This is a genomic window from Colwellia sp. BRX8-4, assembly GCF_014077345.1.
GTDB lineage: Bacteria > Pseudomonadota > Gammaproteobacteria > Enterobacterales > Alteromonadaceae > Colwellia_A.
The window spans coordinates 12,599-37,376 of sequence record NZ_JACGVS010000013.1; the positions used below are offsets into that span (position 1 = coordinate 12,599).

The window sequence follows — 24,778 nt, forward strand, 5'->3', positions numbered from 1 at the left end:
ATTTTTAATCAATTTTAGATAATATCACCGGAGTACAATGAATAAGGTCATGTTCTTAATGGATCATTTTAAAGATCCATATGCAGGTACTGAGGGGCAGGTATTCGCCTTAATTCAGGGGTTAAATAAAAGAAATATTGAAACTGAATTAGCTGTTTTTAAAACAAGTGATTATATTGATGATGGTAAATTTCCTTGCAAAATAAAAAAACTAAATATTTTTAAAATGTTCAGTGTGAACTCAATATTTAAGATTTTTTTATTTGCACTATATTGTCGCCGAAATAAGTATAAATTAGTACACATATATTTTAATGATGCTTCAATTTTAGCCCCATTTATTTTATGGAGTTTAGGTATTAAAGTCATTACCTCTCGCAGAGATATGGGGTATTGGTATAACTTAAAGCTATTACGAATTTTAAGATGGAATGCTAAATTCCTTCAAGGTTGTATATGTAATTGTAATGCAGTTAAAAATATAACTGTAGACAATGAAGGTATCCCTTCAGACAAAGTTCACGTGGTTTACAATGGGATGCCTGCTTCGAAGATACCTGAGAATAATGATGAATTGATTGAAAATCAGATAGGTTTAGTGGCTAATATAAGAACAATAAAAAGAATTGAAGACTTCATTAAAGCATTAAGTTTAGTAAAGATTGAAATGCCAACGGCTTCTGGCGTTATAGTCGGCGGGGGTGACTCTACCAAGCTTAAACAACTTGCAAAAGAATACGGAGTTGATGAATATGTGTATTTTGTTGGAGCACAAGAAAACGTTAGTCACTATATTTCAAAATTTCATATAGCTATTTTATGCTCTGAATCTGAAGGGCTATCAAATGGTATAATGGAATATATGATACATAAAAAACCTGTTATATGCTCTGCTGTCGGAGGAAACCCCGAACTGATAACAGACGATGAACAGGGTTATCTATATCCTGTTGGAAATGTTGAACAGCTCTCTAGTTTGATAATAAAAATTTTAAAGAACAAAGAGCTTTCAAAAAAAATGGGAGAGAGTGGTCGAAATAAAATACTAGCTGAATTTACAATTGACAATATGATCGATTCAACAATAAAAATTTATAAAAAGTTATTGAAGGAATACTAAATAATGATTATGGAAAAAATTTCTCGCTACGTTTTTTACCCTCTTTGGGATATATGGGATAAAAGTTCAAAGTTAAAAGTACTGGGGGAAATGCAAAAAAGCCAGTGGAACAGTTTATCAAGCATAAAAAAAAGCCAATGGAACAATTTGAAAAGTACACTTATGTATGCTGAGAAATTTTCTCCTTATTATAAGAACTTATTCGAAAAAAATAATATCAATTTGGATGAAATTAAATCTTACAAAGATATCGAAAAAATACCGGTAACTACCAAAATAGATGTTAGAAATAATTTAAACTTTTTTATAAGTGATGAGTACAAGATAGATGAATTAATTAATGCCAAAACAGGTGGGTCAACAGGGGTTTCTTTAAATTTATACTTTGATGACCTATGTGAACAAAATAGAAACTCCGCCGCAATGAGGAGTGATATGTGGGCAGGTTGGAAAACAGGAGCTAAAAGAGCTGCACTTTGGGGGAATCCTCCTACACCTAAAACAATAAAAGAGAAAATTAGGCATCATTGTTTAGATAGAACTATATTTCTAGATACCATGTCCTTAGATGATCGTTCAATGTCTGACTTTGTTAGACAATGGCGAGAAGAAAAACCTAAAGCTGTTTTCGGTCATGCACATTCAATTTTTATTTTCGCTCAATATTTAAATAAAAATAAGGAGTTCGACTTACGACCAGAAGCAATAGTGGCAACATCTATGATGCTTCTAGAGCACGAAAGAATAGTTATTGAACAAGTTTTTAGCTGTAGGGTAACAAATCGTTATGGTTGTGAAGAAGTTGGCTTAATAGCGAGTGAGTGTGAACAACATCAAGGTATGCATTTAAATATTGAGCATTTATATATTGAATTTTTAGATGATAATGGTAAACCTGTACCTATGGGTGAGCCCGGGAAAATTACGTTAACAGATTTTAATAATAAAGGTATGCCCCTGATACGTTATCAGGTAGGAGATATAGGGATCGCGACAGACAGAATATGTGAATGTGGTCGAGGCTTACCATTGATGGAACATTTAGAAGGACGTGTGGCTGATTTCTTATTAACTCATTCTGGTGCTTTGGTTTCGGGGATTTCACTTATTGAAAGAACGTTGACAAATATACCTGGTATAGAACAAATGCAGTTAATACAAAAAAACATTAATGAATTGATTATTAATAGAGTGAAGGCACTAGAGTACTCTGTTGAAACAGATAAGCGACTGATAGAAGAGTTCACTGTCGTGTTTGGCGAGGAGGTTAAATATGTTATAACTGACGTTAATTCAATTCCGCAAGAAAAATCAGGAAAGTATCGCTTTTCGATTTGCGAAATTAATTAGTTTTAAGCCGCATATGTTTGGACCATATTAAATGATTGGGATATTAAATAAAGCCAAAGGTATATTGAAGCTGATTATTTATAACATACTTAATACAACCGGATTGTACAGAGTATTTATTAGAAAATTCGGTTATCCCAAGATTCTAATGTATCACCGTGTGTGTAACATAAATGGTATTTCGAGCATTTCAAAAGATGAATTTGAAAAACAAATAATTTTTATCAAAAAAAACTTTACTATATTACCTATAGATAAATTGCTAGTTCTCGAGAATTCATGTGATATATATAAGAAAGCAATATCTATCACTTTTGATGATGGTTATGAAGATTTCTATGATGTAGCCTGGCCAATAATAAAAAAACATTCCATTCCCGTTACTTTATATATAACGACCGATTTTTCAGCGAACAAGTGCTGGCTTTGGCCTGATAAAATAAAATCACTCCTCGAAAATTCACAGGAAAGTCAAATCAATATAGAGCCTTTTGGAGATATAGAGTTAAGTTATGTGAAGATTTTAAATAATTGGCATATGTTTGGCGATTATTGCTTAAAACTCAATACTATCAAGCGGGACATATTTTTAACCGCATTAGAAGAAGCTTTACGTGTTAAGTTACCGAAAACTCCTCCAATCCCATTTCGTGCTGTAAATTTTGATCAACTGAAAGAAATGTCAAAAGACGGCTTAGATATTGGAAGTCATACGGTAACTCATCCAGTGTTATCTAAACTAGAGAATTCGGTTTTGAAGTTTGAATTAGAAAAGTCAAAAAGGCTGTTAGAAACCACTCTAAATAAAAGAATCCAGGGGATTTGTTACCCAAATGGTATGCCTGCTGATATTAATAATAACGTTATAAAATATGTTAAAGAATGTGGCTATAAATATGGATTAATGGCATGCGAAGAGAAAAGTTTATATTCGGACCCGTACAGGGTTGGAAGAATATCATCAAGAGAAAAGACAGAAGTTCTCGCATTTAAATTACTTTAATAAAATATAAGAAATCTAGAGTCTAGGACAATGAATTCATAACATGAAAAAATTTGAAATACGTAAAATGAATGTTAAAGACTTGTCTACATTAAAGGATTCTTGGAAGTTATGTTTACAGTCCTCAGATGCAAACCCTTTATTTTCCAGTTGGATCTGGCAGAATACGTGGTGGGAGATTTGGCAACCGAGATTAAATCTCGACTTATTATTATTGGGTCTTTACCAAAATGAACATTTAATCGGTCTCGCACCTTGTTATACGTACGAATTCAAAAATATATTTAATTTAAAAACAATAAGATGTGAGTTTATTGGTAATTATTTAGCCAATGATGATTCTATAAGATCAGAGTATTTAGATTTCATTTTACCTAAAAATGACTCTTCAGTATTACTTCAGTTAATATTTGATTACTTAAAAAAAAGCAACATTGATGAATGCGTCTTCTCAGATATGCTACAAGCAAGCGAAAGTTCCAAATGGCTAAATAAAAATTATAAAATTCGAAAACAGTATTTCTGTGAAAGTATTCAAATAGAGACTGTAAAATCGTTCGAATCTTATTTAACTATACTGGGAAAAAATACACGATTGAAATTATTTAATCGGAGAAAACTATTGAATTCAGTACAAGTGTTATCACTGGAAAACGACGTGGCCATAGATGATTTTTTTACTTTACTGAATGATATGCATGTAAAAAGATGGAGTAAAAAGTGTTTCGCTGTGCATTCACTTACATTCCACAAAAATATATCTTCGCACTTCAATAAATTAGGATTTTTAAGATCACTCTCTCTCCTAGAAGAGGGGGAAGCAAAGGCTGTATGTTACGATATTGAGGTTGAAGGAGTTTGTTATAATATCCAATTAGGATTTGAACTAGGCTATGACTCAAAAATATCAATGGGCACCCTTATGTTAGGATACGCAATAGAAAGTGCCTTTAATAAGGACTCTATAAATGAATATGATTTATTAGCAGGGGGTGGGAAAAAAACATTTTATAAAGATAGGTTTAAAGGGAATAAAAAAAGTCTAACTACAATAGTCTTACCATTAAGCACTAATAGCAAAATTTTGTTTTTAATTATGACGCCAATCATTTTTATAAAATTTAAAATTAAAAAATTCCTTAAGAGAAAAACTTAAATGCCAAAAGATTCAAATTTACTTGTTAGAGGCGCGTCTGCAAGGGTCCTTCAAACACTAATTAATATTGGTATCGGGTTTTGGATGCTTCCATTTCTAATTACTAATTTAGGAAGTGCTGATTATGCGTTGTGGGTATTAGTCGGTAGCGTAATCTCTTCATATTATATTTTAGACTTAGGCTTGACTCAAGCGGTAACACGTTATGTTGCAAAACATATATACAGAAAAGAATATGATCTAGCTAATAATATTATTAATACCGCTCTACTTATTTACAGTCTACTAGCAGTCATTATTTTTATAATTATAATATTTGCAGTGTTTTATATTGCACCTACTTTGGTCGAAAATGCGAAGGAATTAAGAACTGTTCAGGTATTATTTATAATCTCGGGATTATCATTGGGACTGGAGTTCCCGTCTAAAGCATTTCCTGGAATTATAAATGCATATATGAGATTTGATACTATTGCGGCGGTTAGGACTTTAGGGAATATATTCAGTGCAATAGCTATATATTTTTATATATCTACCGGTTACGGAGTTGTGTCACTAGCCGTAATTGTATTGTTAACTAATGTTTGTACGACAGGTTTTTTCATCTATTATTCAGTTTCATTATTTTCACATTTAGAAATAAGTAAAAATCATATTTATAAAAAAGATATCCAAGAAATATTTCATTTTAGTAAATGGACATTTATTGTTGATTTAACTAATATTTTAAAATCAAAAATGGATATTTGGTTCATTGCTGCATACCTTTCGACGTCAGCCGTAACGGTATATTATGTTGCTGTTAGGTTGACAGATTATGCATGTCAAATAGCTACTCAAGCTCTAGGAATAACAGGCCCAATTTTTACCAAGTATTATGCACAGGGAGAATTGAAAAAACTAAATGAAACCCTTATATTCTTCTTTAAATTATATCTAATTGTGTTTGCATTGATTTTTACTGGTTTTTATACATTAGGAGAGAGTTTCTTGATTATATGGGTAAAAGGAACAATAGATCACTCTATTGCTTATCAAAGTTTGATAATATTATCCTTAGGTCGCTTAGCCATATTAAGTTGCAATCCCTTTAATAGTTATTTAATGACCATCAAAAAGCACAAATACACTGCCTATTTATCTATTCTTGATACAACTATAGCAATAGGGTTAGCATTTATATTAATTCCCTTGTACGGAGCCTTGGGAGCTGCTCTTGCATTTTCAGCTTCTGTGGCAGTTATAAGATTGATTGCATTACCCATTATATTACATCGCTTTATAAAAATTATATTAGCACCAACTTTCCTAAGGGCTTTTATATTTTTACTATACAGTGCAGTGATTATTGTCCTGTTAGAATCGTATAAATTTCAAATTACTTCTTGGTCGCAATTAATTGTTCCTTCGGTTCTAATTTTTGTTCTAATAATGCTAGGGACATTTTTACTTTTTGATGCATATGAAAAAAGAAAAATATATAATTTTATTCAAGAAAAGTTTAAATAACTAATAGGAGTTCAAATTGAAAGAATTGATTAAGTATAGTGGGGTAACTCAGTTGTTAAATGATTTATATCTACAATATAAAACTAAAGATGTTGATACATATGTCTTTGTTGCTACCACAGGCAGAAGTGGGTCCTTATCTCTAACTCATTTGTTTTCGGAAGTAAGTGATTGTATCAGTACACATGAGCCTTACCCTATAATGACCAATTTTGAAATTGAAGAGAATGCGGGGAAAAAACTTTCAATTTATAAGAAAAAAAGTATTTACATAAAAAGAGCAGCGCAAAATAATCGAATTTATATAGAAACTAATCATCTATTTATCAAGAATTTTTATGATCTAATCTTGAATAGTTTTAATAGGGATAAATTGAAGTTAATTCATCTCATAAGACCTTGTTGCGAGGTCGCGCTATCATTCTATTCCATCAATTCAATCCCTGGAAAAAGCGAGAGAGGTAAAAACTATTTACTTTCTCCATCAAGAGCTGATAATGAAATTAACATTCCAGAATTGTTAGATTTAGAAGGGGAGTTTAGTCATGATTTTTATAAGTGCTTATGGTACTGGTATGAGATTGAATCTAGAACTAAAAAGTGTAAATTATTATTCCCACAAGTTAAATGGTTTGAACTTGAAACAAAAGAATTAAATGATCGGAAACAAATTGAAAAATTGTGCTGCTTTATTGGCGTAGATTTTGAGGAAGTATCCACAATGGTAGGTGTTAAAAAGAATTTGAAAAAAGAAGAAAAAATTAATGTAGTTGATTTTAATGCCAAGGAGATGTCTAGTAATTTCAAATCACTACTGATAAGTAAAGGTTATTCTATTTAACTTGGTTTGAGCTCACTTTAATCATTTTATTTAAAGAGAAATTATGTATAAAAAAATAGTTGATCACATATACCGAGAATACACACTTGCTAATAGGATACTAAAATTTTTTTATATTTTTTATTACAATATAACTGTCGATTATATGGTGATAAAAATAAGGTTTTTTCGAACATTTGGTTTTTTTCCTAATTTGTCTAACCCGAAAACTTTCAATGAAAAAATTCAATGGATAAAATTGAATTACATGAATGACTCTAAGGGGATATACGCAGATAAATATCTAGTAAGAGAATATGTTGGAAATACAGTCGGTATTAAATACTTGATACCTCTTGTTTTTCAAACAAAAGATTTAAGCAAAGTAATAGAAGAGGTTCTTCCCGATTTTCCTTGTATTTTAAAGGTTAACCATTCTAGTGGTAACGTTTTTATTATAAAAGATAAGAGAAAGCATGATCTAGAAAATACAAAAAAACATCTTCGCTTCCAACTCAGGCAAAATTTTTATCACTTGAATAGGGAGGTACAATACCGAGATATTACTCCGAGAGTACTTGTTGAAAAGCTCTTGCTTACTGCAAATGGTGAGATCCCGGAAGACATTAAAATACATTGTTTCCATGGTGTACCAAAGTTCATACAAATTGATACATCACGCTTTAATGAACATAAAAGATCAATGTACGATGTCGATTGGAATTTTTTAGATTTTAAGTGGAAAAAGGAAAAAGGAAATGAAATTCCAAAGCCAGATAACCTAAATGAAATGTTACGTATCGCGAAGGACCTATCTGCACCATTTTTATATACAAGGGTTGACCTGTATAATGTTGAAAATAAAATATTCTTTGGTGAATTAACATTCACACCAGGAAGTGGTTATTTGGCTTTTGAAACAATAGATATAGATTTAGCATGGGGTAAAGAATTAGATTTACTGACTAAATGATGAATTTGGGTTGCAATATAAAAGTTAAGCGATAAATTCTTACATTTTTCTAGCGACTATATTAGAATTTGTTATTGTTCCTTTGTCTACAATATTATTTATAGCCAGAGCATAGCCTAACGCTATCCACCAATAGGGTTCATATAAATCCATACCAAATAACCCCAAAAATAACCTTATTATTATAAATAAGGCTATTGCATGACTTAAGTTGTCTAAGTAGGACTTATCCGCATTAGAAAGGTCTGTCGAAGTCGTAGCTTTGTATCTATTTAATTTGATTAAAGCAAGCAAACGTTTAATAAATAAGAAAAACACAATAAGTCCAACAAGGCCGGTGTTGGTTAAAATTTCAAGGTAAAGGTTATGTGTGTCTTGAAACCTACCATACATATCCATTCTGACTGTGGGGAAAGCTTGAACGCCTACTCCTAAAGGATAGTTAGCAAATACACCAAAAGCGTCTTTTATAATGATTGTTCGAGTACCGCTAGAGTCCCCTTCAGCTTCTTTTCCTGTAAAGGAAGAATTAAACCTTTCTACATATTGATCTGGTATCGATGGAGCTAATGCGAGCATTAAAATACCAGATAGAATTCCAATTTTACATTTGTTTCTATCCATTTTGAAGAAAACATATAAAGATATAAATAATAAGGCCATATATCCTGTTCTTGAGCCTGTATACAATATAATTATTAATGAAAAGACAATCATTGTTGAAAATATAATTTTTTGTAATAAACTCTCATTTTTTTTAAGCAATAAAATACAAAAAGGTAAGCATCCAAGTGCAAATCCGCTAAATGAATTCGGGTGCTCAAGATATGGAGCGGCTCCGTGTAACCTCATAATCCCCTGGTTTTGCCATACTAATCCTCCTGTATACCACCCTATTAGGCCTTCTGAACCTAATTTAAACCAAGCTAATAACATAAAAAACATAATGACTTTTAGATCTTTTATATTATCTACAGAAACAGTAATTAAAAAAGAAAGGAGGGCAAACTTAACAACTCGATCTGTGTATATAACAAAAGATATATCTCTAGCGTATGAAAAAACGGTATAAAGGCCTAATAAAGCAATAAGCAAGTAGGCAATATTAACCGATTTCGAACGAAGTAGATTATTAGAGGACGTTTTCTTATCATCCATAAATTTAAGCAAGCATGCGCCACATAAAAATAATCCAAAGGTAAAATGATATCTTATAGATTGTAAAATAGGAAAACGTAAGGCTAATTCCATATAAAAAGAAAAGATATAAAATCCTGTAATATAACTTAATATTGAGGCTTTAGGTCCATTGATATGAGATTTTGATAAGGTTGATTTCATTAGTTTTAATATAGAGGTTGTTAATATGAGATTATGTTAAATAAATTACATAAAGTAAATTTCGGTTTATGATGTAGCTTTTAAAATAATTAAGTTTATTAATGGTGTTAATTTTTATACTATATCATTTTGAACAGTAGTTAATCTTTTTTATAATGAAATATAATTTAATTTGCTTTGGGTATAACCCTTGGAGTAGCTTTTGGAAACGCAATCAAATAATTGTGAATTATCTTCAACAGGAAGACTTTATAGATAAAGTTCTTTTTATTAATCCAAGTATTTGGTTTTCAAATTCATTGTCAAATCCCCAGAAGGAATTTTCCCCTCTTAGGAAGGCATATTGGAACTATGTCATTCCTAGAAAGGTTAACATTGAAACTACAGTGTATACACCGCTCTACTTACCTAAATTATCAAAATATACAGAAAAGATAACTCAAAATATAATTAAGAAATACACTTGTAATCCATATTTACTTTTAATAAATAAACCAATGGAGCTTGATTCTGGTTTAGCGCAATTAATGGATGCGGCAACTTTGACTATTTTTGATTGGTCAGATGACTTTGCACAATTTGCCTATGGTAACGATTCAGTTTCAAGCGTGCAAAATAATATAAATAAAATTATTAATCACTCAGATATTGTTTTTGCTGTTAATGATTCTTTAACGTCCAGAGCAAAAGAAATAAATGAAAATAGCCACTGTGTTAGAAATGCGACCAACATGGCAATGTTTCAGAATGAAGTCGATGAAAGTGTAGCTTCAGTCTCCGACAAATGTCGGCCTGTAATTGGTTATTCAGGATGGTTAGTTGAAGATAGGTTAGATAGAGAATTGATTCATTTTTGTGCTAGAAATCTTCCTGAGTTTGATTTTGTCTTTATCGGTCCCAAAGTTTCTGACGATCCATTGGGTATTTCTTATGGACCAAAAAACATTCATTATAGAGAGCCTGTGCCCTATATAGAATTAGCAGATGTGCTTAATGAGTTTGATGTGTGCATCATTCCAAACAAAGTTAACGAACACACTAAAGGCAATGACCCAATTAAGATATATGATTATTTGTTTTTAGGTAAGGCCGTGGTAACAACAAATACTGCAGGTGTGGACGAATTTAAGCACTTAATTTCAATTGTGAATAACAAAGAAGAGTTTAAGGAGGCACTTTGCCTTCTCGTTAGCGAAAATAGTGTCGAAAATGTCAATGAACGAAAAAATGCAGGCATTAAGCATTCGTGGGATCAAAAAATAGAGCACGTAATTGGACATATAAAAAAAGGACTAAAGTTTAATGAAGCCTGAAAAACATATTATATGGATAGCTCCGGAGTTTTATCCACTTTATACAGGTCATGGTATCTACTTACAAAAGCTTGCTCCTTTTTTAGAGAGAAAAGGTTATAAATTTACAGTCTTGACAACAAAGCAAAGCGAAGATGTTAAAGAAGAAGAGATATTAGAAAACATTAAGGTGATTAGGCTTGATTGCGTAAAAAATGGAAAAATTAACTTTTTGACATACTCTTTACAAGCAATTAAATATTTATGGCAAAAAAAAGAAGGCTATGAAGTTATTCATATTCACGGATTTTTTGATCGGTTTGGTTTATTTGGATTATTTTCAAAAATATTTAACAAAAATCTAATTATGCAAATGGTCTTGATCGGAGTTGATGATCCAGATTCATGTATTGGCTCTTTCAAATTTCAAAGTATTAGAAAAAACCTTTTTAAAATGATTGATACCTTTATCACTATCTCTTCGCCATTAACAACTGCTTGTAAAAATTTTGGACTTCCAGATAAAAAAATCGTACAAATTCCTCAAGGAGTTAACGAAAAAGTTTTCTTTCCTACAGATTCTTTGAACGAAAATAAGAAAATTAAGCAAGATTTTGGCATTCCTACTGATCATCGAATTGCAATATTTGTAGGGGCAATAATTGAGAGAAAAGGAGTTAGAGAGTTATTAGCTGTTTGGAAAAATATTCAATCATTACATAATGATGTTTCATTAGTACTTGTGGGTCCATTTGATTTTGGTGGAAATAACTTTAATAGCTTTGCTAATGAAATGCAGTTGATAGCTAAAGAATTGGGGAATGTTCACTTTATTGGGCCTGTTGATAATGTGGAATTTTATTTAAAGGCTTCTGATCTTTTTGTTTTTCCCTCGAAAAAAGAAGGTTTTGGTAACGTAATTATTGAAGCTATGGCATGCCAATTACCTTGTATTGTTACCGAAATGGATGGTGTCGGTTACGATACTGTTGTTAACGAGGAAACAGGATATATAGTCAAAAATCAGAGAGAGCTTGAAGATAGAATTAATGGGCTATTAACGGATAATGACAAAATGAAAGAGTTTGGCCTAAAAGGAATGGCCCGAGCGCATAAACATTTTAGGTTGGCGGCAGTCGCTGATATGTATCAAGATGTATATGTGGATAGCGTTATATGTGAGAGTGACTGATTAAGTATACGATACAAAGACACTGTATTAGATTATGTACAACTTTATAACTTCCAGTAGTGTGATAAATTAACCTGAATTGAAATAATTTTCTTAAGTTACTGCCACAGTAACTATTAGCAGGAGCCAAAAGTGACGGAAAACTTAACTATTTCAGGGTAAACATCTATGTCAGACAATTTTTCTTCTACAGTAGCCTTTTTATGGTCAGTTACTGATCTTCTTCGTGGTGACTTTAAACAAAGCTAATATGTTTAAATGAATAAACCCAGCTAAACCCCCTGTGTCAGGATAGTTGTCGCCTCAATTAATTTTATAAATAAACAGAGGGCGGTAAGTTTAATTAAGTGGATTATCAAAGGTATTCAAGTCAATTTAAAGAAACAATATTAAGCAAGCTCAGTCAAAGTGGTTTATCAGTTAGAAAGTTTGCAACGCAAGAAGGCATAAACATCTCAACCCTGTATAGTTGGCAAAAGCAATTTAATACCTCAGGTTTAAGCGTGACAAAAGTAAGTTCATCAGATAAGTGGTCAAGTGAGGAAAAATTTTCAGTTGTGTTGGAAACAGCCACACTATCGGAAATTGAGTTAAGTGAGTATTGTCGAGTGAAAGGTTTGTATCCTGAACAAATCAAAGGATGGAAACTCGCTTGTATCGCAGGAAATACAATGACTAAACAGGTAAAAAGAGTAAAGACTACCTGAGCAAAAGTCTGACAAAAATCGTATTAAAGCGTTAGAACGTGAGTTACGCAGAAAAGAAAAAGCCTTAGCAGAGACTGCCGCATTGCTTGTATTAGGAAAAAAGTTCGATGCCTATTGGAAGGAAAAAGAGGACAGCTAATTTCGCTGACCGATAGGCAAAAGCATGCACAGTTGGTCAGTACCGCTGTAGCGTCGGGAGCGAGACAAGATAAGGCCTGTGAAGTTATTGGTTTCTCAACTCGAACGCTACAACGTTGGCGTATTGATGGTGCTATTGGTGAAGATAAAAGACCCACAGCCATTAGGCCAGAGCCTGGGAACAAACTGAGTGAAGCTGAAATACAAGCAGTGATTGATGTTTGTAACAGCGAAGAGTTTGCTTCATTACCGCCAAGCCAAATTGTACCGATACTCGCTGACAGAGGTGAATATATCGCTTCTGAGTCGAGCTTTTATCGTGTATTGCATGCTGAGAATATGCTGCACCACCGAGGTAAAGCTAAGCCAAGAAACATCCATAAAAGACCAACAAGTTATACCGCTAAAAAGAAGAATGAAGTGTGGAGTTGGGATATCAGTTACATGCCTACAGCGGTAATAGGTCAACACTATTACCTGTACATGATTGAAGATATATACAGTCGTAAAGTAGTCGGCTGGGAAGTTCACTACAACGAAACAGGTGAGCAAGCGGCAGCACTACTAGAACGTAGTGTTTGGGCAGAGAAATGCTTGAAGAAAGACGTAGTGTTGCACTCTGATAATGGGGCACCGATGAAGAGCTTGACGATGCGAGCTAAGATGTACGATTTAGGTGTTGTTACCTCACGTAGTCGGCCAAGGGTAAGTAACGATAATCCGTACTCAGAATCACTGTTTAGAACGGTAAAGTATCATCCTCGTTGGCCTAGCGAAGGTTTTAAATCGTTAGATGAAGCTAGGAAATGGGTAAAAGAATTTGTTTATTGGTACAACAATGAGCATCGCCATAGCAGGATCAAGTTTGTGACGCCATGCCAGAGACATGATGGTCTGGATGTTGAGATACTAGCGAAGCGAAAAGTGTTATATCAGACAAAAAGAAATGAACATCCAGAGCGATGGTCAAAAGAAGAGCGAAACTGGCAGCCAATAGGCGCTGTGGAGTTAAATCCAGAGCAACACAAAGAAGCTGCTTAACAATTTAGGCGACAACTGTCTTGAAAAACACCGTAAATGAATTAGTATTTATGAAACAGTTAGGCAGTCAAGAGAATCACATATGTTTAGAAAAGATATTAATGGATTAAGAGCTTTGGCTGTAATTGCAGTCGTTATTTTTCATTTTAAACCAACATGGATGGAAGGTGGATTTGCTGGTGTAGATGTATTCTTCGTCATTTCTGGATTTCTAATGACTGGCATTATTTTCAGAAGTTTAGAGTTGAATGATTTTTCAGTCCTTAAGTTTTATGTAGCTAGGGCTAATCGAATTATTCCTGCGTTGGCTTTACTTTGTATTTTTTTGTTATTAATGGGAATGATCATATTAACCCCAAACGAATATAAAGAATTAGGGAAGCACGTAGTTGGTAGTATAGGTTTTTTTTCTAATATACTTTATTGGTCAGAGTCTGGTTATTTTGATTCGGCTTCTCATGACAAATGGTTACTACACACTTGGTCACTATCTGTTGAATGGCAATTTTATATTATTTATCCGTTAGTCTTATTTTTATTACATAAATTAATCTCAATAAAATATTTGAAGTTACTAATTTTGATTGGCACAATCACAAGCTTCATCTTGTGCATATACTTTACTTATAAATGGCCATCGGGTGCGTATTATCTACTGCCATCTCGTATTTGGGAGATGTTACTTGGAGGCGTTGCGTACCTATATCCCTTAACATTTGTAGGACAAAGTAAAAAACGTGCAGAAATAATCGGAATTTTATTGATATTAGGGTCTTATTTTTTTATTTCACAATCTACACCATGGCCAGGCTATTTAGCCTTTTTTCCTGTATTTGGAGCTTATTTAATTATCCAGTCTCAAAACGAAAATAGTTTTTTTACTGGAAATTACATTTTTCAGAAAATAGGGACTTGGTCATATTCAATCTATTTATGGCATTGGCCTTTAGTTGTATTTATCTATTATTACTCCTTACCAGATTATTGGATAATAATCGGGATGTTTCTGTCTGTATTTTTAGGTTACTTAAGTTATCGATTTATTGAAAAAATTCAATTTAATAATTTATTTAGTTATAAACACATTACCTATAAATGCGCTCCTGTATTAATGATTTATTTTATTGCTGGGGTATCATTTTATGTGCATCATACTGATGGTGCTATTGCTATTTCTTCTGATAAACTTTTACCGATTACAAAAAATATAGCTCCAAGCCCTTATAGAACTAAATGTCATACTGGTGGTGATAATTATACTGAGCCAAGCAATGCATGTACTTATTTTAATGGTGATGTTCGTTTGGCTGTTATTGGGGATAGTCATACGGTGGAACTTGCATATGCCTTAGCGCAAGAATTAGATAAAATAGGACAAGGTATTAAGCATTTTAGCTTTTCTGGTTGTACTCCATCTTTTAAACAGAATAAAGAAGTTAGTAATTGTGCCAGATGGACAAATGATTCTGTTGATAGCATATTAAATGATCAGAAAATCGAAAATATTGTAATCGGTTATAGATATAGTGCTGCTTTATTTGGGGATCAATTATCTAGTTACCCAAACCTTCCTCAAATAAACTCTAAAGATAACTTAAAAAGAAAAGAAATGATCGACTCTTTAGCCCAGTTAATTGAAATAATGTCAAAAAACAAAAAAAATGTATTCATTATTAAACCTATACCAGAATTAGGTAGCCCAATAAATACACTATTAAGGATAAGTTATAGACAGGGAGAAGATGTTAATAACATCATAGGAACTAGCAAAGATTATTATCTAAAAAGAAATGAATTTATTTTAAATTATTTTAGTGAAACAAAATATTCAAATAATATTAAATTTATAGATCCTTCAGGATACAATTGTGATAAATACTATTGTTGGTCTGTAAGACATGGTGTTCCGCTCTATTTTGATGATGATCATTTATCCGTTTTAGGGGCATTACCAATAGCAAAAGAAATTATTAGCTATTTGTAGATTACAAGAATAAGTGAATCCGCTAGCGCAATACTCTATAGCATTATCGTAACTGTAAAAACCAACGGTTTGCTGGTCGACAACTACTTACAAGTTTGTCTAGATGAACTTGCTAACAAGTCTGATAGCCTTACTCATCTGCTACCTTGGAACTTCAAGCAAGGCTAGTTGCACTTCGCCAGACGTTTACAATTAGTCGATAACCTTTAAGGTATTTACCCTTATTACTTTTACAATTACTGCAGTTCTATCGCCCTAATATAAACTGTTTTATTTGACAATAAATTCATAGCAAAAAATGTTATTTGACTCAGGTTTGTAATATCTAAATATCTTAACTCAGGAGATGTTCTAATATCATTTACCGGAATAACAATATTATTTGTTTTAGGTGTTAATAAGGTGCAATAGTTAAAACGATCGTCATAGGTTTGGTTACCTATGTCATTAATCATATCGGTTATTTTTATGCATAATTTAACATTGTCATTACCTTCTAAATATACTGAAATATTAAGAGTATGATACCCCTCCCAGTCCTTGTGAAAATTATTTAAGGTCAAGTTCGTATATTGTTGATTTGCTATCAGTGTAGCTTTTAGTACCTTACCTGAACTGATTTGATCTATTTTTAAAATCGATAGTGATTCACCCGTCCAGTTATTCAAATCATCATCTGAATCGAAAGCGGCTAGAACAGGTAATCTAGCATTGATCAAGTATTCCATTTTAATGGCGGAAAATAACGACTTTTGTTGTCCTATAATTAAAATAATAGGAATGAGTAATAATATTAATGAAGTGGCATTAGCCTTTCTTTTAACAAAGTAACAGGAGTTTATAAGTAACGCGCCCAAGAAACCAAGGTATACATCGTTCCAATCAACGTTTCTACCTATTTTACTCTGTATTAACTCTATAATAACGCCGAATATAATAGGAATAATAAACGATAATATATAAGGGGAAAACCTAAAGTTATTATCAAACTTTGAGTGGAATATAGTGGTCAAACTAGCGAAAAAAAGAATATGTCCATTATTCCAAAATAATAATAATACTTTATTGTGGTAAGTTGTTGGTCCGTCGACGAAAAATAATAAGAATATCCCTATAATTAGCAAAAAATATATGAGGTTGTTTATATTCGCTGCCTTATTGGTCAACATTTAGCTTGATAAGGCCCATAGGTGAAGACTTGTTGTTTCCTGATGTATTATGATTAATACCTAAGCTAAGCATTAATTTTTTATCTCCTTTTTTGTCAAATTTATAGTTATATAGTGCATTAGGAATTAGGTTTATGATTAATATTTCTTCGGTTGTATCATTGAGTTCCATTGTTAAATTTTCTATTTGTGTATTATCCTTCGAAAATATGGCTAAATAATTATTTACGACGATTCCAAAAGCATTTGAACTCTCGACTAAAGCTGTCTTAGGTTTTTTATCATTTGGATCTTTAAGAGAAATGACGTGAGCAAAGTTGTCTAGTAATTTAGGTTCGCTCGCTTGAATATCCATTGTCCATTGCCCTATATTAGGTTCTTTTTGGTACTTATCATCTATGAAGTCGGTATGAGGGGCAAATGAGTGTAAATGACCTGTTGAATCAACCGTGTCAAAGTAATGAGGTACAGTGACCCTAATTTCATTAATGTCCATGTCATTTGTTGTAATTTTATTAATTTTTTTCCAATGTTTATAGGTATTTGCAAAAGGTCTTTCAATTGAATATTTATAACTTGCTGTAGGTATAAATTCACCAAACAATTCATTTTTAGAGTTTCCTTGAATAATTGTAGTGTAGCTCTCTTGACTATACATGTAAGTTAGTTGATAACCTTGCCATTGGTTTTCTTTCCATAGGGCCTTTTCATCATGTAAACGATTACGGGTGATATACGTCGGATTTCCTTTCGCATAGGTTTGCTTTTTTCCATCGAAAGTAATTACTTCTCTGCTATTCTTTTCGTTTTTCGTTTCCCCAGTGATAATCAATGAGCCTATTGTATCATTACCTAATACAAAGACTTCTAACCACCTTGGAATATCTAAATCTACCGGTCTGATGCTTTCAAGCTTATCTTTTAAAATTAAAGTGGTGTCACCACCACGAATAGTAGCAATGTTCTGTTTAGGTAATAATGTGTCTATGTAAGTGTGATTTTTAGGATGTGAAATACTAGCTGTTTTGAAGTCTTTATAACGAGATAAACCCATAGCTCTATGAGTATAGGGCGAATTAACAACAGGCTGGTCAACGGTATGAATTGTCCATATTTTTTTAAAACTTGGGTTAATTGATTTCACACGATCAAATATGACAAAAATATCAGGATTAATAAATAAAAATTCGCGTTCAAAATATTCAACTTTTTTACTATAGGCTGCGCTGGCATCGCCTACAGAATAAGTGTAACTCCCTTCTTTATGTTCATATTTAATGATGTTTGCTGTTTCGTATATACCAAGAGGAAATGCATCGCCATTACGTGTTTTTCCTTTATTACATCTTTGATATACATTGTAACAACCGTTTTTAGATGAAGGAATTGTTTCAAATATTTGGCCACCTAGATTGTCAGTTGAAACCAATTTCGTCCCTGAATATATTGGCCCAATCGAGCCATCTGTTAATATGTCATAACTTTCATTAGGATCTATTATTTTTAGCGTGTTTTTTGATGCAGACCTTATGTGGTACCAGAAATGATTCATATTATCCTCATTAAATCTAATTCTAGCACCGCCATGAGGGATGACCTCTGTTTTTCGACTAATTAGAAATGAATTTGCATCTTCGTATCTTCTACTAATACCTTCCCCAGCCATAAATACACCAAACGTTGCATCTTTGTCCCAGCTAGAACGCATAGTAACAATACCTGGGCCACTAAAATATGCTGACGTTTCTAATTGATCCTTGGGAGGTGAATAGGTTAGCGTGTCATCATAATAGATTAACTCCCAAAATAACCCATTGTATGGAGCGCCACATAACTCTTTTTGAATGCCATTTTTGACAAAGTATTGCATCTTCGGATCTTGATAAAGAAATGCAGTGACAGCTGTTGTATTTTTATTAGGTTGTGAAACTGAACTTGTTTGTGTATTCCAAATTTGTGCCGTGGTGCGGTAAGACGTCTCAGCTTTCCGACACCACTGAGTTCTTTTTATGTCTCTTTGTGTAAATGGTACTAATAAATGTTGATAAAAATCTGCTCTATACTTTTCATGCATTGCATTTTGGTATTTATCTTGGCCTGTCAATACATAGTGCTGGAGAAATAGATAAATGCTTGATGCTTCTTCGGATGAGTCATAGCCTGTATTATCATACATTCCACCTTTCTTACCTGGTAGGGCTCCATTAAATTTTGGATCACCCGATATTCGGTTTTCTATATTCTGAAAATGACCATCTGCTGAAAGTTGTTGATCAACCACCTCAAGGTAGTTCTTTGCATCGAAAGGGAAGATCGTTTTATCTTTATTTATTTCAAGCTCAGTATCTATAAAAATCGCAGCGTAAGCAAACGCGGGTGCTACTTTATAAGCGTCGTGATAACCCCACTTTGCTCTCTTTTTTCCTTGGGATTCTTGGATAGAGGAGCTATACCATGGATTTTTACTATCGGCTACACGACGCATAATTAAATGTTTGGTCTCATCGGCTAAATCATCGAACATTATGTCAATCGCATACAGCTCAGTTAGGTTAGGAACACCTGTTTTTGGAAGTCTATCGAGGAATTTTTTCTTGTAGATAGGATTTTTCGTGGACTGATAAATGAGAGATAATGATACTAAATCTACTTCATTTCCATTATCTTCACTTGTTTTTAAAAGATTAAACCATCCAGAGAAAGGTTCACGTGCATTGTAGCCATACATTCGATGAATGACTAATTGTAAGCGCTCTTTATCTAATAGAACCCTGGGGTGAGAATCTCGATGCCATACCTTTAAAGTTGACTTTAGGTTAGATGTTTTTTGAACGTTTTTAGCTTTTATTAAGCTTTTCTTCGTTGACGTTAGGTTATCATTACACGCCATTACAAAGAAGTTTATTAATATTATGCACCACACACTGATAATAGACGCTCTCATATTTATTACTCCCTTGATATATTCTGGCGTTGCTATTGTTAGACACAGATCAATTACACTGGATGACTTTTAGAGACATTTTTTTAGAGCTATTGATTAGGTAATTAATCTCAAATAGCTTTGCTAAATATTTGTTTTGTATTTTATAATTTGAGTATTCGTACCAGTAATACATGGAGAATGAGTTCCTCTTGAATACAGATCTAAGGTGGATTTCGTTTACATCAAAATCCTCACCATTAATATTAATGTTTTTATACCTTTGATTCAACAGCTTAAAGTTTTTTCTATTATATATCGCATTATAAGGAAATATATTACTTCCACTAGATGTAAAGTCGTAGACTCTATTAATAAGTAAGCATTGTTCCCCATAGAACGAAATTTCTTTTGTACTTTCAGTAAACTTACCAAATAAGGACAATAACTTTTCTGTTTGAGGGCTGGCGTTATTTATTTTTTGAGTTGTTGTAGGTTGATGTTTATTAATCAACAATAAAGAGCTTATTAAACAAATTATAACCAATGATAGTTTTATGATACTTTGCTGTAAGATGAAGTGAATTTTATTCGTAGATACTACACTTTCTAACGCTTTTGTCTTTAATGTGTAGTGTTTTCGTAAAAAATTTAAGAGAAAAATTACACTACTGATAACTACGAAAAATAGAAGGAAACCGTAAGTATCATGTTCTTTCATTAACGGGCTTGTCATTTCGCTCCAATACCCAATATAGATCAAGGCTAACACTCTTATCCAATTAGTAATAATACCTAATGATATTCCAACAATAATAATTAGGAATTTTAAACGGTATGAAAGGGGTTCGTCATGGGCAGCATATACAGCAAGAGCGAAAGCAATTTGAAAATAACGAATCCCAGAACAACCTTCTGCAACTTCTATAATACCGTAAGGGGTTTCAATAAAGTTTTTATGGATATAAACTGTTAAGTCACTAAAACCTAGAAAGAATGTTACTGCCTGAGTTGTTAAATCAACAAAAAATGTATTTGAAAACTCCCAAAATGGTACCGCAAATAGGAAAAAAACTAAGGGAAAAGATATATGCTTAAGGTAGTTTAAACCTAGAGCATAGCCAATAGTTGTTATCCACAATAAATAAAAACAGATTTGTTGAAATATCAATATACCCCAAAAGGCAGAAATTTCGTGAGCAAAGGCTAAGGCAATAATGCCAATTAGTAAAAAATGCCGTTTCGTTTCTATTTTAGGAATATAGTCTTTTGATGATTTTATAATTTCAAAAACTACAACCATAAAAATTAAAAACCCATGGCCTAAAGATTCATCAAATTTACTCCACTTTTCAATGTAAGAACCAGCTGTATTGGTAAAAATTAAACTTATAGCAGCCAAAAAAACTAAGGTAAGTACAGGGTAAGAATATGCTCTTATTAAATGGGGCTTCATACTTTAGAGTTACCCAATGCAATGTTGGTCCATTTACCTAGATTAGGGTAGTCCTTCATCAGGTGTATATTCGCTAACGTATCAAATCTATAAGCTTTACAGAGTTTTTTTAATTTATTTAAAGCCGTACCTTGATTAATTCTATGACGAAAATTAGACTTCACATTGCTTTCTATCTTTGGTTGTTTGGGGTCATATTCCCAAGGGTGAGTATAGAAATTAATGTAGTCTAATTGCTTTTGAGATGTATTCAGTATTTTTGAAAAAATGAAATACGGTAATAACCGAAAGTAACCTCCACCCCCTGCCGGAAAATTTTTTTTCCCATATTTAGCCGTAGAAATTGGAATCTCTAAAAGCCCATTCTCTAAGTAATAAGGAGTTCTTGGTGCATCAGGTACACCATAAAAGTCATGGGCTATGGGGTAAGTGCTTGAGCTATATAGATATCCTGCTTTTACTATTTCATCATGAGCCCAATGGTTATTTGCGGTAATTGAAAAGCAAGGTGCTCTATAACCTTGTACGGGCGCCGAAATAATGTCTTCAAGTAATAGCTTTGCTTGCATAATGTCACTTGAAAACGTTTTCTGATTTTGTTTTGTTATATGCTGATGATTAAAACCGTGGCTGGCAATTTCATGACCTTTTTCGGCTATTAGCCTTATCAACTCAGGGTGCCTTTCAGCTATATAGCCTAATATAAAAAATGTCGCCTTAACATTGGTTTCTTCAAGCACATCTAGTAGCATTTGCATTTGATATTCAATTCTACTTGGGTAATTTACCCATTCAGACCTTTTTATATTATTTGCAAATGCTTCAACTTGAAAGTATTCTTCAACATCAATAGTTAAAGAGCTATTATTTATGCTATGCTTTTTTTGCACTTGATTAAAACCTTAAATTATAATTTATCTATTAAGAGCTTGTTTGATCTTATTGTTTGTATCAATAACTTCTGAGTTATTTGGTGCTATTTTAATTGCCCGATCAATGTACTTTTTAGCTTCTGGTAGACTACCTGTTTCATAAAGTAACCATGCCAGATTATTAAGAGCCAATATATTAGATTTGTCGGCTAAAATGACTTGTTCATATTGGTTAATTGCTCTCGTTTGATCGTGTTTATTAAGTTCAGTAGCATAATAAATTCTATTCGTTATATCCTCGGGATTATTGGCTAAATGCTTCCCCATTTCTGCTAATGCATCATTAACTTGGTTAAGTTTTATTTTACTATCAAAAATAAATGGCATTAACTTTTTGTTAGCTGTTTTAATATAGCTATCTTTGAGAAACGGTAGCGCTTTAGCATACTGCTTTGAAAAATAATATGCTTTTCCTCTGAGTCCTATTATAGCTGGATGGCTTTGCTGCTCATCAGTTAAAGATTCAATATACAAAATAGTGTCGGCCTGTTTATTGACGAATAATTGGAAATTGGCAAGCACAAGGCCTATTTGAGTGTTAGATGGATAATCTGATTTCAGTTTTTCAAATACCTTGACGGCTTCATTTAAGTTATTTGACATCTCGTAAGCAATTGCTAGCTTTGCAATTAATTGTCTATCAGGACTTCTATTTGTTAAACTTTTTTTATAAATATCAATCGAATCAACAAAATTCCCTGTTTGAATGTAAGCTTCTGCAAGTAACATATTCGTTTTAAATGTTTTATTTGGTTCTGTGATTTTTTTTAATAATACTGTTGCTTTTTTGGGTTGTTCTGTGAATAAGTATAATTGTGCTAGAGCAATTCTTTCTTGCAAGTCAACTTCATAACTCGGGTATAGGCCTTCTAAATAAATTAGAGTTTGAGGGCGGTTATTAAGTTTATCTTGCGAGAATATGTATCCTCGTATAGCAATAAAGTTAAACCTATTATTATTTATTACTTGGTGAAAAAACTTTGATGAATTTTCAAACTCACCATCAGACATACTTTTTTGTCCAAAAAAAACATTTGCAGCTTCATGGCCAGGCTCAAGAGTAATAACCTCTTTATAAAGACTTTCGATTTTTACATTGTTCTTATTATTACTTTTTTTCTCAATTTCAACTAATAAAAGTTTATTTTCTACCTCATTAGGAAATCTAGCACTCCAGTTGTTAACATACTCAATAGCCTTTTTATTTTCACCACTCGCTAATAATGAAGAAATAAGTAAAAATTTAACATTGGATATTTCATTTTTAGCTGCATTATTTTTAACTAAATTATTCAATGACTTTTCAATATCTTTTATTCCACTTGTGTCACCACTTGCAAGTTTTGCAAGACTGATACTGTTTAATATTTTTTGATTGGTAATTAAGCTGGTGTCTATTACTTTTATAAGTCTGGCTGATTTTTTTGAATCTCCAGCTTTCAATAACGCTAAACTAGCAAGAGCAAATATTTCAGAATTTTCTTCTGATGCTGCTGCTTGCGAATATGCAGTGCTAATGGAGTCGGCATCACCCATTCGTAATTGAATTGCAACATATAATCTTGTGACTAAAGCATTGTTTGGATTAGCAGTTTTTAAGCTCTGCAGGTGAAATAGCGCTTGTTCATCGTTCCCTAAATGATAATGCGCTAAACTTGCTATTAATTTAGTTTGTGGGTTTACAAGACCTGAGTTAATTGATGTGTTTATATGATTTAGGGCTTTGATAAAGTTTTCTTTTTTTAATTCAATAGTTGCAGCGAGTAAATTTATATATGGCTGCTTCGGATGAATTTTAAGTAAAGCATTGATGTGTTCCCATGCTTTGTCTGTATTTTCTGCTCTAACATAGCTATCAGCTAGTTTTATCACCAACATTGTATGATTAGGTTTATTCGCTATGATATTTTTTAATACTTCGGCGGATTGACTAAATTTATCTTCTGAAAATAAAGCATTTGCAAGAAGCTCACATATTACCCAGCGAGTTGGATATGATTCACAGGCTACTTTTAGTTCTTTTATAGTGTTGTCAATGTTAGCTGGTTTAATATAGCTATTAGCTATAGCTGTGTTCAACATTATTAATTCAGGGTTATTTAAATCGGAAGCTATATCTTTACCTTTTGTTGCAACTTCAAAACTTTTTTGCGAGCTAGTTTGATGTAAGTAGGCTAAAGAAACTACCGGGGCGATATCGGCTTTTTGTCGATTTGTAAGTATAGAGATATTTTGTTCCCAAAAATTGGTAACACCTATATGGTCTTCAATTGCATAAAGTGTAGTAACGTAGAAATAGGATATTTCTTCTATATTAACTCCCAAATCTATGGCTCTGAGGTATTCCTTTTCGGCATCCAGAAAGTTACCTAGTTGATAATGGCTTTTAGCCATCAAAATACGAGCTTCTTTATTATTAGGTTTGTCTCTAATAAAGTTCTTTAGCAGAATAATTACCGCTGGATAATTGTGATTCTTATATTCTTGCTGTGCGTTATTGAGTCTTTCGCTTGAAGATATTTTATTACAGCTTGTTATAAATAAGACCAAGGTAGCAATAAATACACATCTGATTATATTCTTCATTTTAATCCTTTAAATTACTTAAGGTATAATACAGACATAATACATGAAATTATTTAAACGACAATTACAAAAAAGCCAATTGATAA

General features: G+C 32.5%; 16 protein-coding genes and 2 pseudogenes. 11 read left to right on the plus strand and 7 right to left on the minus strand.

All coding sequences use genetic code 11. The features are described from left to right. The first annotated feature begins 58 nt into the window (after nucleotides 1–58). The 7 genes from H4J56_RS11940 to H4J56_RS11970 are packed head-to-tail and all read left to right on the plus strand — an operon-like array spanning nucleotide 59 to nucleotide 7,931. Entirely contained in the window at nucleotides 59–1,120 is a 1,062-nt protein-coding gene (locus H4J56_RS11940; protein ID WP_182259375.1) for a glycosyltransferase, read from the plus strand. Nucleotides 1,121–1,123: 3 nt separating this feature from the next. Continuing rightward, nucleotides 1,124–2,470, plus strand: coding sequence for a phenylacetate--CoA ligase family protein (locus tag H4J56_RS11945; RefSeq protein WP_182259376.1), 1,347 nt, complete (start codon nucleotides 1,124–1,126; stop codon nucleotides 2,468–2,470). Between the two features lie 31 nt (nucleotides 2,471–2,501). Beyond that, a complete protein-coding gene (locus tag H4J56_RS11950; RefSeq protein WP_182259377.1) occupies nucleotides 2,502–3,473 on the plus strand; it encodes a polysaccharide deacetylase family protein in 972 nt (323 codons plus the stop codon). Between the two features lie 43 nt (nucleotides 3,474–3,516). Next, nucleotides 3,517–4,629, plus strand: coding sequence for a GNAT family N-acetyltransferase (locus H4J56_RS11955; protein ID WP_182259378.1), 1,113 nt, complete (start codon nucleotides 3,517–3,519; stop codon nucleotides 4,627–4,629). After that, nucleotides 4,630–6,138 carry a lipopolysaccharide biosynthesis protein gene (locus tag H4J56_RS11960; protein WP_182259379.1) on the plus strand — a complete coding sequence of 503 codons (1,509 nt, stop codon included), beginning with the start codon at nucleotides 4,630–4,632 and terminating at the stop codon, nucleotides 6,136–6,138. It begins immediately after the preceding gene. Nucleotides 6,139–6,154: 16 nt separating this feature from the next. Next, the gene (locus H4J56_RS11965; protein WP_182259380.1) at nucleotides 6,155–6,979 is read left to right on the plus strand and encodes a sulfotransferase domain-containing protein; all 825 of its coding nucleotides are present in this window, start codon (nucleotides 6,155–6,157) and stop codon (nucleotides 6,977–6,979) included. 43 nt (nucleotides 6,980–7,022) lie between these two features. Then, complete coding sequence (locus H4J56_RS11970) at nucleotides 7,023–7,931, plus strand: ATP-grasp fold amidoligase family protein (RefSeq protein ID WP_182259381.1); 909 nt, start codon at nucleotides 7,023–7,025, stop codon at nucleotides 7,929–7,931. Nucleotides 7,932–7,970: 39 nt separating this feature from the next. On the opposite strand, the gene H4J56_RS11975 is transcribed toward H4J56_RS11970, so the two are convergent. Beyond that, nucleotides 7,971–9,272 (minus strand): O-antigen ligase, encoded by a 1,302-nt coding sequence (locus tag H4J56_RS11975; protein WP_182259382.1) that lies wholly within the window; start codon nucleotides 9,270–9,272, stop codon nucleotides 7,971–7,973. A gap of 155 nt (nucleotides 9,273–9,427) precedes the next feature. Here H4J56_RS11975 and H4J56_RS11980 point away from each other — a divergent pair, with 155 nt between their 5' ends. The 4 genes and pseudogenes from H4J56_RS11980 to H4J56_RS11995 all read left to right on the plus strand — a co-directional run bounded on the left by H4J56_RS11980 (nucleotide 9,428) and on the right by H4J56_RS11995 (nucleotide 15,626). After that, nucleotides 9,428–10,585, plus strand: coding sequence for a glycosyltransferase (locus tag H4J56_RS11980; RefSeq protein ID WP_182259383.1), 1,158 nt, complete (start codon nucleotides 9,428–9,430; stop codon nucleotides 10,583–10,585). Further along, nucleotides 10,575–11,756, plus strand: a complete 1,182-nt coding sequence (locus H4J56_RS11985) for a glycosyltransferase family 4 protein (RefSeq protein WP_182259384.1) — start codon at nucleotides 10,575–10,577, stop codon at nucleotides 11,754–11,756. Before H4J56_RS11980 ends, H4J56_RS11985 begins: the two co-directional genes overlap by 11 nt. A 347-nt stretch (nucleotides 11,757–12,103) precedes the next feature. Continuing rightward, a pseudogene (locus H4J56_RS11990) lies at nucleotides 12,104–13,642 on the plus strand (IS3 family transposase). An 82-nt stretch (nucleotides 13,643–13,724) separates the two neighbouring features. Further along, on the plus strand, nucleotides 13,725–15,626 hold the full coding sequence (locus H4J56_RS11995) for an acyltransferase family protein (protein ID WP_182259385.1): 1,902 nt from the start codon (nucleotides 13,725–13,727) through the stop codon (nucleotides 15,624–15,626). Between the two features lie 236 nt (nucleotides 15,627–15,862). Here H4J56_RS11995 and H4J56_RS19730 read toward each other — a convergent pair whose 3' ends face one another. The 6 genes and pseudogenes from H4J56_RS19730 to prsT all read right to left on the minus strand — a co-directional run bounded on the left by H4J56_RS19730 (nucleotide 15,863) and on the right by prsT (nucleotide 24,692). After that, nucleotides 15,863–16,345 (minus strand): hypothetical protein, encoded by a 483-nt coding sequence (locus H4J56_RS19730; RefSeq protein ID WP_259368189.1) that lies wholly within the window; start codon nucleotides 16,343–16,345, stop codon nucleotides 15,863–15,865. Between the two features lie 141 nt (nucleotides 16,346–16,486). Next, a pseudogene (locus H4J56_RS20010) lies at nucleotides 16,487–16,795 on the minus strand (VanZ family protein); the annotation flags it as partial. Next, nucleotides 16,782–19,739: a hypothetical protein gene (locus H4J56_RS12005; RefSeq protein ID WP_182259387.1), complete on the minus strand. Its 2,958-nt coding sequence runs from the start codon at nucleotides 19,737–19,739 to the stop codon at nucleotides 16,782–16,784. The pseudogene H4J56_RS20010 and the gene H4J56_RS12005, both read right to left, overlap by 14 nt. A 49-nt stretch (nucleotides 19,740–19,788) precedes the next feature. Then, entirely contained in the window at nucleotides 19,789–21,174 is a 1,386-nt protein-coding gene (locus H4J56_RS12010) for an archaeosortase/exosortase family protein (RefSeq protein ID WP_182259388.1), read from the minus strand. Further along, nucleotides 21,171–22,064 (minus strand): XrtA system polysaccharide deacetylase, encoded by an 894-nt coding sequence (locus H4J56_RS12015; protein ID WP_310733839.1) that lies wholly within the window; start codon nucleotides 22,062–22,064, stop codon nucleotides 21,171–21,173. The genes H4J56_RS12010 and H4J56_RS12015 overlap by 4 nt, the downstream gene beginning before the upstream one ends. A 24-nt stretch (nucleotides 22,065–22,088) precedes the next feature. After that, nucleotides 22,089–24,692 (minus strand): XrtA/PEP-CTERM system TPR-repeat protein PrsT, encoded by a 2,604-nt coding sequence (gene prsT, locus H4J56_RS12020; protein WP_182259389.1) that lies wholly within the window; start codon nucleotides 24,690–24,692, stop codon nucleotides 22,089–22,091. Between the last annotated feature and the right edge of the window lie 86 nt (nucleotides 24,693–24,778).

Bases quoted from the DNA above. Each gene is read 5' to 3' on its own strand.
- H4J56_RS11940 (WP_182259375.1), top strand. From the start codon at position 59: ATGGATCATTTTAAAGATCCATATGCAGGTACTGAGGGGCAGGTATTC.
- H4J56_RS11945 (WP_182259376.1), top strand. From the start codon at position 1,124: ATGATTATGGAAAAAATTTCTCGCTACGTTTTTTACCCTCTTTGGGAT.
- H4J56_RS11950 (WP_182259377.1), top strand. From the start codon at position 2,502: ATGATTGGGATATTAAATAAAGCCAAAGGTATATTGAAGCTGATTATT.
- H4J56_RS11955 (WP_182259378.1), top strand. From the start codon at position 3,517: ATGAAAAAATTTGAAATACGTAAAATGAATGTTAAAGACTTGTCTACA.
- H4J56_RS11960 (WP_182259379.1), top strand. From the start codon at position 4,630: ATGCCAAAAGATTCAAATTTACTTGTTAGAGGCGCGTCTGCAAGGGTC.
- H4J56_RS11970 (WP_182259381.1), top strand. From the start codon at position 7,023: ATGTATAAAAAAATAGTTGATCACATATACCGAGAATACACACTTGCT.
- H4J56_RS11975 (WP_182259382.1), bottom strand. From the start codon at position 9,272: ATGAAATCAACCTTATCAAAATCTCATATCAATGGACCTAAAGCCTCA.
- H4J56_RS11980 (WP_182259383.1), top strand. From the start codon at position 9,428: ATGAAATATAATTTAATTTGCTTTGGGTATAACCCTTGGAGTAGCTTT.
- H4J56_RS11985 (WP_182259384.1), top strand. From the start codon at position 10,575: ATGAAGCCTGAAAAACATATTATATGGATAGCTCCGGAGTTTTATCCA.
- H4J56_RS11995 (WP_182259385.1), top strand. From the start codon at position 13,725: ATGTTTAGAAAAGATATTAATGGATTAAGAGCTTTGGCTGTAATTGCA.
- H4J56_RS12005 (WP_182259387.1), bottom strand. From the start codon at position 19,739: ATGAGAGCGTCTATTATCAGTGTGTGGTGCATAATATTAATAAACTTC.
- H4J56_RS12010 (WP_182259388.1), bottom strand. From the start codon at position 21,174: ATGAAGCCCCATTTAATAAGAGCATATTCTTACCCTGTACTTACCTTA.
- prsT (WP_182259389.1), bottom strand. From the start codon at position 24,692: ATGAAGAATATAATCAGATGTGTATTTATTGCTACCTTGGTCTTATTT.